Source organism: Thermosporothrix sp. COM3 (assembly GCF_059696735.1).
Window position 1 is genome coordinate 6342703 of record NZ_AP019376.1, and the last position, 13865, is coordinate 6356567.

Here is a 13865-nt window from a genome sequence, read left to right on the forward strand (position 1 = left end):
GCGGCGAAGTACACCTGTTTTTTGAGCAAGCGGGATATCGGGAATAGAGGTATCCTGTATGGTGTTATCTGCTATGGAGCGTGAAGAGAGAAGGGTTTTGCTGGCATCGGTCACCAATCTTGTTCCTCATTTTCACCAACAATATCCACCTTCTTTCTCATCCATTCTATCGGTGCGCTCCAGCGGAGATCGGCCAGTGCAGAAGCGGTAGCCGCCCGACACGTGTATTTTCGCCTCAATGAACAGTAGTTTAGATTTTTTTGACGGAGTATCCCATTTTTGAGATCAGTTGCGTTTTGTTTTGGGGCGGCAGAGAGAAAAAAGGAGCAGAGATTGACAGAATCTATCATCAATAATGCGTACGAAGAGAAGCGCATGGACGGCTTGCTCTCAACCGCTCCGCGTAAGGCAATTCTGGTAGGAGTAGACCTGCCTGATGCGGAATGGCCGCTTGAAGAGTCGCTGGACGAGCTTGCACAGTTGGCAACGACGGCAGGCGTGGAGTGTGTGGATCGTGTGGTGCAGCGCCTCATGCGTCCTCACCCGGCGACGGTGCTTGGTTCCGGAAAAGTAGAGGAACTTGCAGGATTGCTCCAATTTCACGATTGTGATGCGGCGATCTTTGACCTTGAGTTAAAGCCGGTACAGCATCGTAATCTTGAGCGTGAACTTGGGGTCCAGGTGCTCGATCGCACCGCGCTCATCCTGATCATCTTTGGTCAGCGTGCGCGGACGCGTGAGGGGCGTCTCCAGGTTGAGCTGGCTCAGATTGAGTATGATTTGCCGCGTCTGGCCCGGCAGTGGTCGCATCTGTCTCGTCAGCGTGGTAGCGTGAACCAGCGTGGTGAAGGAGAGAAACAGATTGAGGTTGACCGCCGTTTGCTGCGCCGCCAGCGCGATCAGTTGATTGAAGAGATTGAGCAGGTACGCAATCAGCGGCAGTTGCATCGTGACAAGCGGAAGCATGATGGACCTCCTGTTGTGGCGCTGGTAGGCTATACCAATGCCGGAAAGTCAACCTTGCTGAATCGGCTGGCCGGAGCGCAGACATTGGCCGAGAACAAGCTGTTCGCGACGCTTGATCCAACCACCCGTAAAGCGCGGCTTGAGGGGGGGCAAGAAATTCTGCTGAGTGATACCGTCGGCTTTGTGCAGCGCTTGCCGCACACGCTGGTGGCTGCCTTCCGGGCGACCCTGGAAGAGGTTGCTGAGGCCGATTTGCTGGTTCACGTGGTTGATGCCTCGCATCCGCATGTACGCCATCAGATCGAGGCAGTCGAGCAGGTGCTTGAGGAGATCGATGCAGGTGGTATGCAGATGATCATCGCACTCAACAAGGCCGATCAGCTCGCGCCGGATCAGGTGGTAGAGTTGAGCGAGATTGCATCTCATCTGCCACAGGTGAAGGTCTCGGCCTTGACTGGCGAGGGCATCGTTCAGTTGTTGCATTGCATCAGTGAGCAACTGATACAGCAGTTTGTCGCGATGGATGTGTTGATCCCATATGATCGGGGTGATCTGGTGGCTCAGTTCCATCAGTATGGCACGATCGAGCATGAGGAGTACATGGAGAAAGGCACTCATCTGCGCGGCTATCTGCCAGAGAACCGGAGCGGTGCCTTCTATGCTTATCGCATTCGCACCTCAAAGCGACAGGCACGGAAGGAAGCAATCCGCGCTGTTTCCTAGACACATGTGAAGAGCAGAATGGCGGGAGGGCTGGAAAAGCTCTCCCGCTTTTTTTAATGGAGTGGATGCGCTTCGTATAACCGCCATTCCGGGTCAAGCTGAAGCTCTGCCAGGGTCTCGCTTCCCGCCAGCCCTTTCTGAATCACAACGCGCGAGTTTTTTCCATCGACCAGATACCAGCGTTCAGCATGAATATCATAGTAGCTATCCTGAAGCCAATCTGTCTCTATTGTAACCTCATGCTCGATGATGCCCTGTCCGTCCTTGAGATGGACGAGGAGGGCGCGCCCATGTCCGGTATCGGCTACTGTCACATAGTGGTCATCGAGCACGCGCACGGAATGGGGATGGTTAAGCCCCGAGAGCACGGTCTGCCAGCGTCCGGTTTCTCGCTCAATTGCGACAATCGAACCCTGGTGGAAGAGGGTAGCAAGGATGGTATCATGTTTCCACTCGGTCGCCGAGTTAACATGCGTTGTCTGGGTCAGAGTTCCATATTTCACGCCTCTATGATCCGCCGTTGTATCAAGGATACGGCGCTCTCCGGTGGGCGTCTCCTCAAAGCCATGTTCTGTGGCCCACCAACTCCACAAAGGATCTCCATCACGGCTGAATTCCACTATCGCATCAACACCCGTGCTGGCAACCAGATAGCCGCGCGCGGTGCGATTGAGCGAGTGGAGCAGACTGAATGAGGGCAAGCTGACGCTTTTCTTGATCGCGGTAAGATCGGGCGATACCTCATAGATGGTATCCAGCGCCGCAACCAGCAGACCCTGTTCGGTCTGTGCCATACCGGCAGGCATTGTTAGCGGGAGCGTTGCCTGAATTTGTCCGGCCTCATCCAGCGAGACAAGCAGACCGCCCTGATCTTCTTTTGGCTTTTGCAGGCTACCAAGCGTTGTCACCGGACAGGCCGTTTGCTCTCGTGATTGCGCCCAGTGATTCTTGAGCAACGAGTGTCTGGTTGAAATACAACTGAGTAGCAATGTCATTTTGTGTGCTCCTTGTGAGTGTAAAGGGTTGACATGCTATCCATTTTGACCGTATAGTTATTGCAAAGGAATAATTACTTTGTTGATCTACTATATCAACAATATCACAAAAACACAAGTTCTTGCAAGAACTGGACAGCGTGCTGTTACTGTTCGATAGAATTGCGCAATGCCAGCAGAGGCGATATGAGGAGGTGCCATGACTGCGTCTGAACACTCGGGATCAGAGAACAGCTATTTGAAAGCGCTTGGGCCGGGAGAGGGGAGTAAGGTAGAGCAGATCAAGGTGAATAGCCATCTGTTGCGGGGCAAAATCGCTGAAGAATTGGCCGAACCGACCTCACACTTTACGGAAGACCAGATTCAGCTTATCAAGTTTCATGGTATTTACCAGCAGGATGATCGTGACCTGCGTCAGGTCCGCAAGGCGGCTCGGGCCGAGAAGGCCTATCAGTTTATGGTGCGTTCGCGCATTCCAGGCGGTATCTTAACTCCTGAACAGTATCTGGTTCAGGATGAACTTGCAGACCGCTATGGCAATGGCACCTTGCGCTTTACAACCAGACAGAGTATTCAGCTTCACGGCATCCTGAAAGAGAACCTGCATCAGACCATTCACGATATTAATAAGGCGCTGCTTTCAACGCTGGCGGCCTGTGGGGATGTGAACCGAAACGTGATGGCTTGTCCTGCTCCTACCTCGTCGAGGGCGCAAGCACGGGTACAGGAGTTCGCACATCGTCTTGCTATGCATCTGGCTCCACGCAGCAGGGCATATTCTGAAATCTGGGTTGATGGAAAGAAAACGCACATCATTGAGAGCCCCGACGAAGTAGAGCCTATGTACGGCCCGACCTATCTCCCTCGAAAGTTCAAAGTAGGAATCGCCTTCCCAGGAGATAACTGTATTGATGTGTACACGCAGGATATCGGCCTGATCGCACGACTTGATGGGGATAAGTTGATTGGTTTTACTGTGGTGATCGGTGGCGGTATGGGCATGACGCACGGGAAGAGCGAGACATTCCCGCGTCTGGGAACGCCGCTCTGTGATGCCAGCACTGATACCGTTGTTGCTATTGCTGAAGCAATTCTCACCGTGCAGCGCGATTATGGAGATCGCAAGAACCGTAAACACGCTCGTATGAAATATGTGGTTGATGAGCGTGGTATTGATTGGTTTCGGGACGAGGTTGAGCGGCGGCTTGGCTTTACACTTGCTCCGCCGAGTCCTGTCGAATTACATGCGATCGAGGATCATCTAGGCTGGCAGCAGCAGGCAGATGGTCGCTGGTTCCTGGGACTGCATATAGAGAACGGGCGTGTCAGAGATACTGAGACGGCGCAGGTGAAGACCGGCTTGCGTGAGGTTGTCGCGCATTTTCGCCCGGGCGTTCGTCTGACTCCTCAACAAAACATACTACTGACTGATATTGAGGAAGCGCAGCGAGACGAGGTCGAAGCGATGCTCAAGCGCTATGGCATTGTAACTGACCCCGCCGCTATCGGTGCGTATCGCTTTGCGATGGCCTGCCCGGCGTTGCCAACCTGCGGCCTTGCTGTTGCCGAGTCGGAGCGTGTCTTACCGGAGCTTGTCAAGGAGATTGAGACTTCCTTAGAGGAACTTGGTCTTGCTGGTGAGCCGATCAGTATTCGCATGACCGGCTGCCCGAATGGATGTGCCCGCCCGTATATGGGTGATATTGGCCTGGTCGGGCGTTCAAAGGATCTCTACAACGTATATATTGGTGGTGATCAGGCGGGTACTCGCTTGAATGTCCTCTATGCTGCCTCTGTTCCACTGAAGAATATTCCGGCCACGCTTCAGCCAGTGCTGGCGTTGTGGAAGCAAGAGCGCCAACGAGAAGAAAGCTTTGGCGACTTTTGCCACAGGGTCGGTATTGAGCGGTTACGCGAACGTACAACAGTTGCCACAGCTTGAGGTCAGGCAACGTAGCCTCTCCTACCCGGGCTCGTATTGGAGGTACAAAGGGGTGCCTCTGTACGGGTTATTTTTTTGAACAATCCTTTAGAGAAGGAAGAGGTAGGTTATGCCGAAGTATTATCCGGTAATGCTTGATGTGCGGCAACGCTCGGTTATTGTTGTCGGCGGTAATACAGTTGCCGCTGAGAAAACGCAGGCGCTTGTCTCCTGTGGTGCTCATGTCACAGTGATTGCCCCTGAACTCTGTACGCCCTTGCAGGAAATGGCAGAGCGGTCAGAGATTGTCTGGCGGCAAAAGGTGTATGAGCGGGGTGATCTTGCGACTGCCTTTGTTGTGGTGGCGGCTACAAATGACTCGCAACAGATTGAGGATATCTGGCAGGAGACGCAGGAACGAGGGCAACAGGTCAATATCGTGGATGTACCGGCTCGCTGCACGTTTATTGTTCCCTCCATTCTGCGGCGTGGACAGTTGACGATCGCTGTTTCAACCGAGGGAGCCAGCCCGAGTTTAGCGAAACGCATACGGCAGCAACTGGAACAGCAGTTTCCCCCTGCGTATGAGCACTACCTTCAACTTGCGGCTGTGGTGCGCGTGTATTTGCGCCAGCATCAGGTATCATATGATGAGCGTGATCGCTTTTTCGGGGACTACTTTGCGTCGGAGATTCTGCAATTGCTTGCTCAGGGAGCATTTGGACAGGCTATAAGCCAGGCGGCTGCTCTCTTGCGTGCTTATGGGATCACGGTGCCAGAGAGCACGCTTTTCGAGGATATGGGCTTTCTTGCTCATAGTGCTGTAACATCCACTTCTGCTTGAGAGGATGGACCTTTCTTCTAAGCCTCGTAAAACAGACTGTATTTAAAGACTCCGTGTGTTTTTCAATGCAAAACATGCGGAGTTTTTCATTGTTTTCTTGTGAGTTTTTATATTGATTGAATTGCATGCTTTATTATATAATCATCCTACTGGAATTTCTTTGTTTTTTCCTATCTCTCCTGATAGACTTTAATTGACAATTCGGGACACCATTCAACTTTCATCTCCAAGAGGTGATTATCCTCTTAGAAAGGTTATAGGTTTAATGGATGCATTAACTGTTCCCTCGAACCGTACCTACCTTTTTGCAGGCGCTGGTGCCATTATCGGACTGATAGCATTCTTATTCATGCCATTTGCTCAAATGCAGGTCAAGGCAACAGGAGGTGCCTTTTCAATATCCCTTCCTGCGGTTGGCATTAATACAACCTTGCTTGCTTCAACGAACGCAGCGATCTGGCTTGCCTTTCTGCTGGTGCTGCTGGTGCTGCTTGCTCTGGGGCGCTTGATCTACAGCGCGCAACCCCTGGGCAAGCAGGTTGCCGCACCCGTTGAGAAGCAGGTGAGTTGGACCCTGTATGCCATCATTGGCGCGGCTCTCCTGAGCATTATCGTTGAGATTATCGTGATTTCCGCTGCGAAATCCATTTCACTGGGTGGCGCTCTGGGAAGCCCTGCTCAAATTCCTGGCTCCTTCAGCTTCGGTGTGGGTGCCTGGATTTTCCTGCTGGCAATGCTGGTTGTCATTGGCTGTGCAGGTTGGGAGGCCTATAAGCGCCTGCCAAAAATGCCGCAGCAGGTAGCGCCTGGACAGTCGTATCCGGGAGCATATCCGCCGCCGACTGGTCCGATCCCGCCACAGTACAACACTGGAAACTATCCCCCACAGTACAACACCGGGAATCAGCCGCCGGTGCAGCAGTACAACACTGGAAACTATCCCCCGCAGTACAATACCGGGAATCAACCACCGGCACAACAATATAATACCGGGAATCAACCACCGATGCAGCAGTATAATACTGGTAATCAGCCGCCCCAGTATCCCTATCCGCCACAGCCGAATCAGCCTCCTCAAGGTGGACAACAGTAGCTATGTTGAAGGATACGAAGAGGATGAAACAGGCACAAGAGAAACTGCTAACGCCGTGTAGAGAGGAGCGCTGCCATGTTTAATAAGTTCCTGTTACCGAAAAATATTCCATTCCTGGTTGCGATAGGAGGCGCTGTCCTGGCGCTGATCACTTTCTTTTTCATTCCTTTTGCTGCCATTCAGGCAGGCACGGGGCAGGCTCAGGAGGGCTCTCCGTTCCAATCGCAGGCCTTGACCGCGCTTCAACTGTCGGCTATCAATGGGCTGCTCTGGTTGAACGTGATTTTCGCCCTGGCGGCTATCTTTATTGCCACGCGTCTGGTATTGAGTGAGAATCCCTTTGGTTCCAGGTGGCCGCTGGAGGTCCAGGTGAAGCGAGGGGTAATCGCTCTGATTATTCTGGGCCTCATCGGGGCGATCTTTCAGGCCTTGATCTCGCCATTGGTATCTCAGGCAATTACCGAGATCCTTTCAACCGCCTCCTATGGCTTGTTTGGGGCTGTCTCTCTGTCTCTTGTCTGGCAGGCAGGTGGCTACATCTCGCTGATTGGCATGCTGGCGATTGCAGCAGCCGGGGTCTGGCATATCTTGCCGAAACAGCCCGCAGGTGCGCCGGGTATGTATCCGCAGCATCAGACCGGTGGGTATCCGCAGCAGCCGTATGGCTATCCTCCTTATCAAACGGGACAGCAACCGTCACAGCAGTTGTATGGCGGCTATCCTGCACCACAATATCCGACTGGTGAGTATCAGCAGGGGACGCCTTCGGGAGCATATCCGCAACAGGCGCAGGTTCAGTATCCAGGAGGCGCTCAGCAGCAGCCGTATGGCTACCCGGCACCACAGTATCCGACGAACGAGTTTCCGAAACAGCCCGCGACAGGAGAGATGCAAACACCATCGGGAGAGCAGACGATTCGGCAGGTACCGCCACAGACCCCCCACTATACAGGGGAACAGACAGTCAGACAAGCGCCCCCCGCACCTCAGCCTCCTGTTGAAGAGCAAACGGTCAGGCAGGTACCGCCACAGACGCCTCACTATACAGGAGAACAGACGGTCAGGCAGGCACCTCAGCCTTCTGCCGAAGAACAGACGCTTCGGCAGGTGCCGCAGACGCCTCCATCAGGAGAGCAGACAGTCAGACCATCTCAGCCACAGCAACCACCACAGGAAAGCTAAGTCGAGAACAAAAAAGGAGAGCAAGCCTGATATGAAGCGGGCCTGCTCTCCTTTTGTATTGTATGAGCTTAGCTTTGAGGGGCCGTCCCCTGTGAGCGGGGGATACCTGCTGAGGCCGTAGCAGCCGGTGATGTGCGGCGAGCAAGTATCTGCTTGGCGTTTTCTGCACATCGGACCTGATCCTGTTGGGCCTGATAGAAGAATTGGGCCAGTTCCTGATCTCCATCGCGCTGTGCATCTTGCGCGTAGATGGCGTATGTCTTTGCCCCTTCAAGTGCGTGATACAGCACGCTTACCAGGTCAAAGTACGTATTGCTGGTATTGGTAACTCTCTCTTCTTGAGGTCTATTCATAACTGAAAACCTCCTCTCTGCTACTTCTTGTCTGATTTCCGAACTTCTGTGTTGTATCAACATGGGTGTCACGAATCCAATAGCGGAAACGTTACGTTCTTCTCTGTGTGGTTTCTTTCCTGTGTCTGTGTTTGCGCATGGAGGAAGGAGAGGACGGCGGCATTGAAGGATCTGGATTGTTCAAACATACAGGCATGACCGGCATTGCGCAAGAGGACGAGACGCGATTCATGAATAAGGTGTTGTGCCAGCGGGGCAAAAATCGAGGGCACAAGGGTATCTTTTTCTCCCCAGATAAGAAGCGTTGGCACGCGTAGGCGTTGCATATCCTGGCGCACATTCATAGACAAGAGTTCGCGGGCGAAGCGGAGTGTTGTGCGTGGCCCTGCCCGAAGGAAATCATAGCACACAATCGGGAAGAAGGCCGGTGAAAGATGGGTCAGAAAGGCGAGCATCGGAAGGATATTCGCGCGAATGCTGGTCTGATGAAACAGCACCGAGGGCGCGACCAGCACGAGGCTTGCAACCTGCTCTGGATAGCGAGCAGCAAAGCGAATGCAGATCAGCCCACCCATAGAATGACCGATAAAGTGAGCGCGCTGAATGTGGACATGCTGCATCCACGTCTGTAGCCATTCAGTGGCTTCTGCGAGGGTGATTGCGTTAGCCTTTGCGCGCATACTACCAAATCCCGGGAGGTCGAGAATATAGACCCGGTAATGACGCGCAAGCGCTGGAATGTTGCGCCGCCACCAGAGAGAAGAGGCCGCCAGACCATGCACGAGAATAACTGGCTCTCCACTGCCTATGACCTGATAGCGAACGCGTTTTCCCTGTATTGTGATAGAGCGAGTGAAATATATCTGTCTCATAGACGCTGGTTATCGTATTGAAAGATCTCTTCTACATAGTATCTTCCAGATCTGTGAACGTGCAAGGGGGCTCTCTTCCCCGGAAAGTACTCTTCCCATTTTCAAAAAGCGGAGAAAGCGTTATAGTGAATGTAACATCCGTTTCTCCTTTGGCAGAGTTGTTTCCGGAAAGAAACTCAATGGTGTGGTAAGCAGGTGGGGAGGAGGAAAACATGTCTGTTGCTCATGCTCTACTGCGTGTTGTGCTGGTGCTTGGCTGTGTGTTGCCCGTATTTGCTGCCGGCGAGGCTCACGCGGAGACTATGACCCCCTATGAGGCCCTGGCAAGAGGCCCTTATACCATTCTGGGAAATCAGGTGCTGGATGCCAGTGGGAAGCCCTATCTCTTTCATGGTATCACGCGTTCAGGGCCAGAACTTGATTGTACAGGCAAGCAGAGCCCTTATGATCGTTCGCATCTTGCCTTGATGGGTGTCCCTGTGCCCAATGTGGCCGATATCAAAGACGGGAGATATTGGGGAGGAAATACGGTTCGGGTGCCGCTTTCTCAGAATTTCTGGCTGAAGGGCGATATGAAAATTTCGACCTGTACAGCGGCGGGGTATCGAGCATTTGTGCACCGTCTGGTTGACGATCTGACAGCACTCGGATTGAATGTCATTCTGAACCTGCACTGGTCCGGTGCGGGTGGACAGGTTGGCGGCGCAGGTGCAGAACAGCAAATGCCCGATACCGATGCGGTGCCGTTCTGGGAACAGGTGGCGCAGACCTACAAGGACTATTCCAACGTGCTTTTCGAGCTCTATGATGAGCCCGGTATCTCGTATCAGCAGGGGTCCTGCTGGAAATTCGGCTGTATGATCGTGGGGGATGAGGTCAGGGTGCATTATTGCGGCTGCTTCAAGCTCTTTTCCTACCAGGCAGTGGGGATGCAGACCTTGCTGGAAACGATTCGCAAAACGGGAGCCCGGAATCTGGTGATTGCAAATGGCACCAATGGTGGGTATAGCCTGAAGCAGCTTTCCATGTACGCGCTGGAAGGAACCAATGTCCTTTACAGCAGCCATCCCTCTAACAACGCGAGCGATAAAATGCCTTCCTTCTGGACCGACCATTTCGGCCAGTTCGCGGATCGTTATCCGTTGTTGATTACAGCATTTGGCCAGTACAATTGCAAAGCCGACTTTGTGAACATGCTTTTTGACTATCTGGATGCGCGTCAGATTGGCTGGATTGCTCGGGCCTGGTTTGTCTCCTCTACGTCTCGGAGCACTATCTGTGCCTATCCACAACTGGTAACTGATTACAATGGCACGCCATCACATGCTATGGGTGAGAGTGTCTATGAGCGTCTACGCGATTATCATGCGGATGCGCTCGTTCGCTGGAAATTGGCTGTAAGTGAGATGCGATCTTTCAAGAAAAGCACGCGCTAGAATACGTCGAGCGGGAATAAACCGTGAGCGGGTCGCTGTTTTCTCCTGTGGGCCGGCTTAAAAGGCGCCGGAAACGGAGAAAGGAAAATGGCTAATGATCGATATAAACAACCCGAAGGTACAAAAGATTCTGAACTCGAAGGCCCTGGCTCACCTTGCAACACTTGGCCCCGATGGGGCGCCGCAGTCTTCGCCGATGTGGTTCCTTTGGGATGGAGAGTATATTAAATTTACGCATACAAAAGATCGCAAGAAATACGCGAATATCAGGCGTGATCCGCGTGTCGCTATTTCAATCAATGATCTCGATAACCCATATATCCATGCAGAGTTTCGCGGTGTGGTAGAGCGGATTGAAGAAGATCCTGACGCTTCTCTCTTTAATGAGCTTGCCGAGAGGTATGGGATGCCCTGGCGCAATCCTGGAGACCCCCGCGTGGTGCTCTATGTCAGGGTGCAGCATATCACCGGACAGAATCTGAAATAGGCGTGCATAGAGGGTTGTGAGCCTGCGAATGAGTATATTGAGGGGAAAAAAAGAAAGGGGCTTGACAGCCTCCTATCACTCATGGTATAAGTAACACTAACAAAAGCGAATAGTGAAAAGCGATGAAGGGACGAGTAACAGGAAACGTTCCATTCCAGAGAGCGGGCGGCTGGTGGAAAGCCCACATGTGAAGATCCTGTGAAAAAGACCCGGAAGCCGCGAGAAGAAATCACTGGCCGGCTTGGTGAAAATAATGGAGTGAGCCGCCGTGAGAGTAGACCTCGCCGGATGCCCCCGTGATTGGGCATATGAGCGACCTGTAAGGTAGCCCACAGAGGTTGTTGCCGAGAGGCAACAGCGAAAGAAGGTGGTACCACGGGGAGCCGTTTACTGAAAGAAAGTAATCGCTCTTCGTCCTTCCTTGAAGAAGGATGAAGGGCGTTTTTGTTTGGCAAAAAACGTTTGTTCGTCCTGCAATAAGGACAGGCAATGACGGGACGAGTAACGGACCACCTGTTGCAGACAGAGAGCGGGCACAATGGCTGAGAAGCCCGTATGCCAGAGACCGTGAAAAAGACCCGGAAGCCGCGAGAAGAAATCACTGGCTTGATGAAGATGGTATACGTTCCAGTGAGAGTAGACCTCGCCGGACGCCTCCGTTATCGGGCATGAGCGACCTGTAAGGTAGCCCACAGAGGTTGTTGCCGAGAGGCAACAGCGAAAGAAGGTGGTACCACGGGGAGCCGTTTACTGAAAGAAAGTAATCGCTCTTCGTCCTTCCTTGAAGAAGGATGAAGGGCGTTTTTATTTGCTCTTGCACAAGGTTTTGATTTGAAGGAGGACTCACTATCATGGCACAATGCCCGGAATGCGCAGCAGATATCACACTGGAAAGCAATGCAATGGTTGGCGAGATTATCTATTGCCCCGATTGCAATGCAGAACTTGAGATTTTGAATGTTGAGCAACCCGAAGTAGGTCTTGCACCCCAGGTTGAGGAAGACTGGGGGGAGTAAGAGGCGCAGAGACGCCTTTCGGAAGGAGTGGTAACGATGCGGCTGGCGATTGTGACATCTCGTATCCGTGTAGAAGAAAAGTTGCTGATTGAAGCGCTGCGCAAGCGCTCGATTGACTTTGAGATTATCGATGATGGAGCGCTGTTGCTGGACCTGGCCCGACCTGATGAGCGGCTTCGCGCTTTTGATGCCGTCTTTTGTCGGAGTGTCAGCCAATCACGCGGGCTGGCTGTGGCCCATGTACTGGAAAGTTGGGGTATCCCCGTCTTTAATAGCGCTGCTGTCACAACGACTTGCAATGATAAATTGCTAACGACCTTAGCTCTTCTACGTGCCGGAGTGCCGACGCCTCGAACAATGCTCGCCTTCGAGGCAGAGACCGCACTACAGGGAATCGAGACGATCGGTTATCCTGTTGTGTTAAAGCCCGTGACAGGTTCATGGGGGCGTTTGCTCGCTCGGGTAAATGATCGAGATGCGGCGGAAGCGGTGCTTGAACATCAGGAGACCCTCGGCGGGTATCAGCACCACATTCGCTACATGCAAGAACATGTCGCCAAGCCACAACGTGACATTCGGGCCTTCGTGGTAGGTGAGCGCACGATCTGCGCGATTTACCGTAACAGTGAGCACTGGGTAACGAACACGGCCCGTGGCGCTGTCACCACCAATTGTCCGGTAACACCAGAACTCGACGCGCTCTGTATGCAGGCAGCGCAGGCCGTTGGTGGTGGGATTCTGGCCGTTGACCTCTTTGAAGACCAGGAGCGTGGTTTGCTGGTCAACGAGATTAATGCCACGATGGAGTTTCGGAATAGCATCGTTCCGACCGGTGTCAACATTCCTGACGAAATTATTGATTATATCTTCGCTCGTGTCCGTGGGGAGGTACTTCGATGAGTCGCATTCGAGCCGCAATTGTTGGTGGATCGGGTTATACTGGCGGCGAACTGGCCCGCCTCCTGCTCTTCCATCCAGAGGTAGAGATCACACAGGTAGCTTCGGGAAGCCGAGCAGGTCAGTTTCTGCACAGCGTTCATCCCAACCTGCGTAAGCTGACCGGGATTCGCTTCTGCCGCCCCGAAGACCTGATGCCGTGTGATGTTCTGTTTCTTTGTCTGCCACATGGCGCTTCTGCTGGCATGATGGAGCATTACAGAACGCTGGCTCCTCGGGTGATCGATCTCTCTGCGGATTTCCGGCTTCGCTCGTCAACCCTCTACCAGCGCTGGTATGGCGGGGAGCATCCGGCGACGCATTTGCTTGGAGAGGCCGTCTATGGCTTACCCGAATTGCATCGCGCTGAGCTGTCTGAGGCAACGCTGGTGAGCGGAACCGGCTGTATGGCAACAGCTTCTATTCTGGGGCTGGCTCCCTTGTATCGGGCGGGGCTGGTCAATGAGCAGATGCCACTGGTTGTAGAAGCAAAGATCGGCTCCTCGGCAGCGGGAGCGGCCCCCGGAGCCAGCAGCCACCACCCGGATCGAAGCGGAGCGGTTCGTTCATTTCAGCCGACAGGCCATCGCCATAGCGCCGAGCTGATCCAGGAGCTAGGTGTGCTGCGCGGACAGCCAGACGGTCTGACCCAGTCGGTGGCCTTCTCAGCGACGGCCGTTGAACTGGTGCGCGGTATTCTGGTCACGGCCCATGTATTTCTGAATGAGCAGATTGATGAGAAGGTGCTGTGGCGTGTCTACCGTGAAGCCTATGGCCGCGAACCGTTCATCCGCATTGTAAAGGAGCGGAGCGGCGTCTACCGCTATCCAGAGCCGAAGATTCTGGCCGGAAGTAATTTCTGTGATATTGGTTTTGAACTGGATGCGGCACAGCGTCGGGTTGTGGTGATGGCCGCGCTGGATAACCTGATGAAGGGCGCAGCAGGCAATGCTGTACAGGCAATGAATTGTATGTTTGGTCTGGATGAGACGGCGGGGCTTTTGTTTCCCGGCCTGCATCCCGTGTAGGAAAGGAGGAGCA

General features: G+C 53.4%; 13 protein-coding genes. 10 read left to right on the forward strand and 3 right to left on the reverse strand.

Features of this window, described 5'->3' with window-relative positions:
- The first annotated feature begins 333 nt into the window (after nt 1-333).
- Complete coding sequence (gene hflX, locus KTH_RS27245) at nt 334-1689, forward strand: GTPase HflX (RefSeq protein ID WP_497622056.1); 1356 nt, start codon at nt 334-336, stop codon at nt 1687-1689.
- A gap of 53 nt (nt 1690-1742) precedes the next feature.
- Here hflX and KTH_RS27250 read toward each other — a convergent pair whose 3' ends face one another.
- A complete protein-coding gene (locus KTH_RS27250; protein ID WP_111324231.1) occupies nt 1743-2684 on the reverse strand; it encodes a hypothetical protein in 942 nt (313 codons plus the stop codon).
- Nucleotides 2685-2883: 199 nt separating this feature from the next.
- Between KTH_RS27250 and KTH_RS27255 the strand changes: the two genes are divergently transcribed.
- From KTH_RS27255 to KTH_RS27270, 4 genes are all read left to right on the forward strand, one after another.
- Entirely contained in the window at nt 2884-4626 is a 1743-nt protein-coding gene (locus KTH_RS27255) for an NADPH-dependent assimilatory sulfite reductase hemoprotein subunit (RefSeq protein WP_497622058.1), read from the forward strand.
- Between the two features lie 109 nt (nt 4627-4735).
- Nucleotides 4736-5449, forward strand: coding sequence for a precorrin-2 dehydrogenase/sirohydrochlorin ferrochelatase family protein (locus KTH_RS27260; RefSeq protein ID WP_111324229.1), 714 nt, complete (start codon nt 4736-4738; stop codon nt 5447-5449).
- A 265-nt stretch (nt 5450-5714) separates the two neighbouring features.
- Nucleotides 5715-6542 (forward strand): hypothetical protein, encoded by an 828-nt coding sequence (locus KTH_RS27265; RefSeq protein WP_111324228.1) that lies wholly within the window; start codon nt 5715-5717, stop codon nt 6540-6542.
- 75 nt (nt 6543-6617) lie between these two features.
- Nucleotides 6618-7724 carry a hypothetical protein gene (locus tag KTH_RS27270; RefSeq protein WP_497622060.1) on the forward strand — a complete coding sequence of 369 codons (1107 nt, stop codon included), beginning with the start codon at nt 6618-6620 and terminating at the stop codon, nt 7722-7724.
- 68 nt (nt 7725-7792) lie between these two features.
- Here KTH_RS27270 and KTH_RS27275 read toward each other — a convergent pair whose 3' ends face one another.
- On the reverse strand, nt 7793-8077 hold the full coding sequence (locus KTH_RS27275; protein ID WP_111324226.1) for a hypothetical protein: 285 nt from the start codon (nt 8075-8077) through the stop codon (nt 7793-7795).
- Between the two features lie 68 nt (nt 8078-8145).
- Nucleotides 8146-8949 carry an alpha/beta fold hydrolase gene (locus KTH_RS27280; protein ID WP_111324225.1) on the reverse strand — a complete coding sequence of 268 codons (804 nt, stop codon included), beginning with the start codon at nt 8947-8949 and terminating at the stop codon, nt 8146-8148.
- A 212-nt stretch (nt 8950-9161) separates the two neighbouring features.
- Between KTH_RS27280 and KTH_RS27285 the strand changes: the two genes are divergently transcribed.
- The 5 genes from KTH_RS27285 (at nt 9162) to argC (ending at nt 13852) form a co-directional block, all read left to right on the forward strand.
- Nucleotides 9162-10385 carry a glycoside hydrolase family 5 protein gene (locus KTH_RS27285; protein WP_111324224.1) on the forward strand — a complete coding sequence of 408 codons (1224 nt, stop codon included), beginning with the start codon at nt 9162-9164 and terminating at the stop codon, nt 10383-10385.
- 94 nt (nt 10386-10479) lie between these two features.
- A complete protein-coding gene (locus KTH_RS27290; RefSeq protein WP_497622063.1) occupies nt 10480-10872 on the forward strand; it encodes a PPOX class F420-dependent oxidoreductase in 393 nt (130 codons plus the stop codon).
- An 848-nt stretch (nt 10873-11720) separates the two neighbouring features.
- Entirely contained in the window at nt 11721-11888 is a 168-nt protein-coding gene (gene lysW / locus KTH_RS27295; protein WP_111324553.1) for a lysine biosynthesis protein LysW, read from the forward strand.
- A gap of 36 nt (nt 11889-11924) precedes the next feature.
- A complete protein-coding gene (lysX, locus tag KTH_RS27300) occupies nt 11925-12788 on the forward strand; it encodes a lysine biosynthesis protein LysX (RefSeq protein ID WP_111324554.1) in 864 nt (287 codons plus the stop codon).
- Nucleotides 12785-13852, forward strand: coding sequence for an N-acetyl-gamma-glutamyl-phosphate reductase (gene argC, locus KTH_RS27305; protein ID WP_111324555.1), 1068 nt, complete (start codon nt 12785-12787; stop codon nt 13850-13852). Before lysX ends, argC begins: the two co-directional genes overlap by 4 nt.
- The last annotated feature ends 13 nt before the right edge of the window (nt 13853-13865 follow it).

Excerpts from the sequence above, each read along its gene's own strand:
- argC (WP_111324555.1), top strand. The coding sequence starts at position 12,785 with ATGAGTCGCATTCGAGCCGCAATTGTTGGTGGATCGGGTTATACTGGC.
- KTH_RS27285 (WP_111324224.1), top strand. The coding sequence starts at position 9,162 with ATGTCTGTTGCTCATGCTCTACTGCGTGTTGTGCTGGTGCTTGGCTGT.
- KTH_RS27265 (WP_111324228.1), top strand. The coding sequence starts at position 5,715 with ATGGATGCATTAACTGTTCCCTCGAACCGTACCTACCTTTTTGCAGGC.
- KTH_RS27290 (WP_497622063.1), top strand. The coding sequence starts at position 10,480 with ATGATCGATATAAACAACCCGAAGGTACAAAAGATTCTGAACTCGAAG.
- KTH_RS27270 (WP_497622060.1), top strand. The coding sequence starts at position 6,618 with ATGTTTAATAAGTTCCTGTTACCGAAAAATATTCCATTCCTGGTTGCG.
- KTH_RS27255 (WP_497622058.1), top strand. The coding sequence starts at position 2,884 with ATGACTGCGTCTGAACACTCGGGATCAGAGAACAGCTATTTGAAAGCG.
- lysX (WP_111324554.1), top strand. The coding sequence starts at position 11,925 with ATGCGGCTGGCGATTGTGACATCTCGTATCCGTGTAGAAGAAAAGTTG.
- KTH_RS27260 (WP_111324229.1), top strand. The coding sequence starts at position 4,736 with ATGCCGAAGTATTATCCGGTAATGCTTGATGTGCGGCAACGCTCGGTT.
- KTH_RS27280 (WP_111324225.1), bottom strand. The coding sequence starts at position 8,949 with ATGAGACAGATATATTTCACTCGCTCTATCACAATACAGGGAAAACGC.
- KTH_RS27275 (WP_111324226.1), bottom strand. The coding sequence starts at position 8,077 with ATGAATAGACCTCAAGAAGAGAGAGTTACCAATACCAGCAATACGTAC.
- KTH_RS27250 (WP_111324231.1), bottom strand. The coding sequence starts at position 2,684 with ATGACATTGCTACTCAGTTGTATTTCAACCAGACACTCGTTGCTCAAG.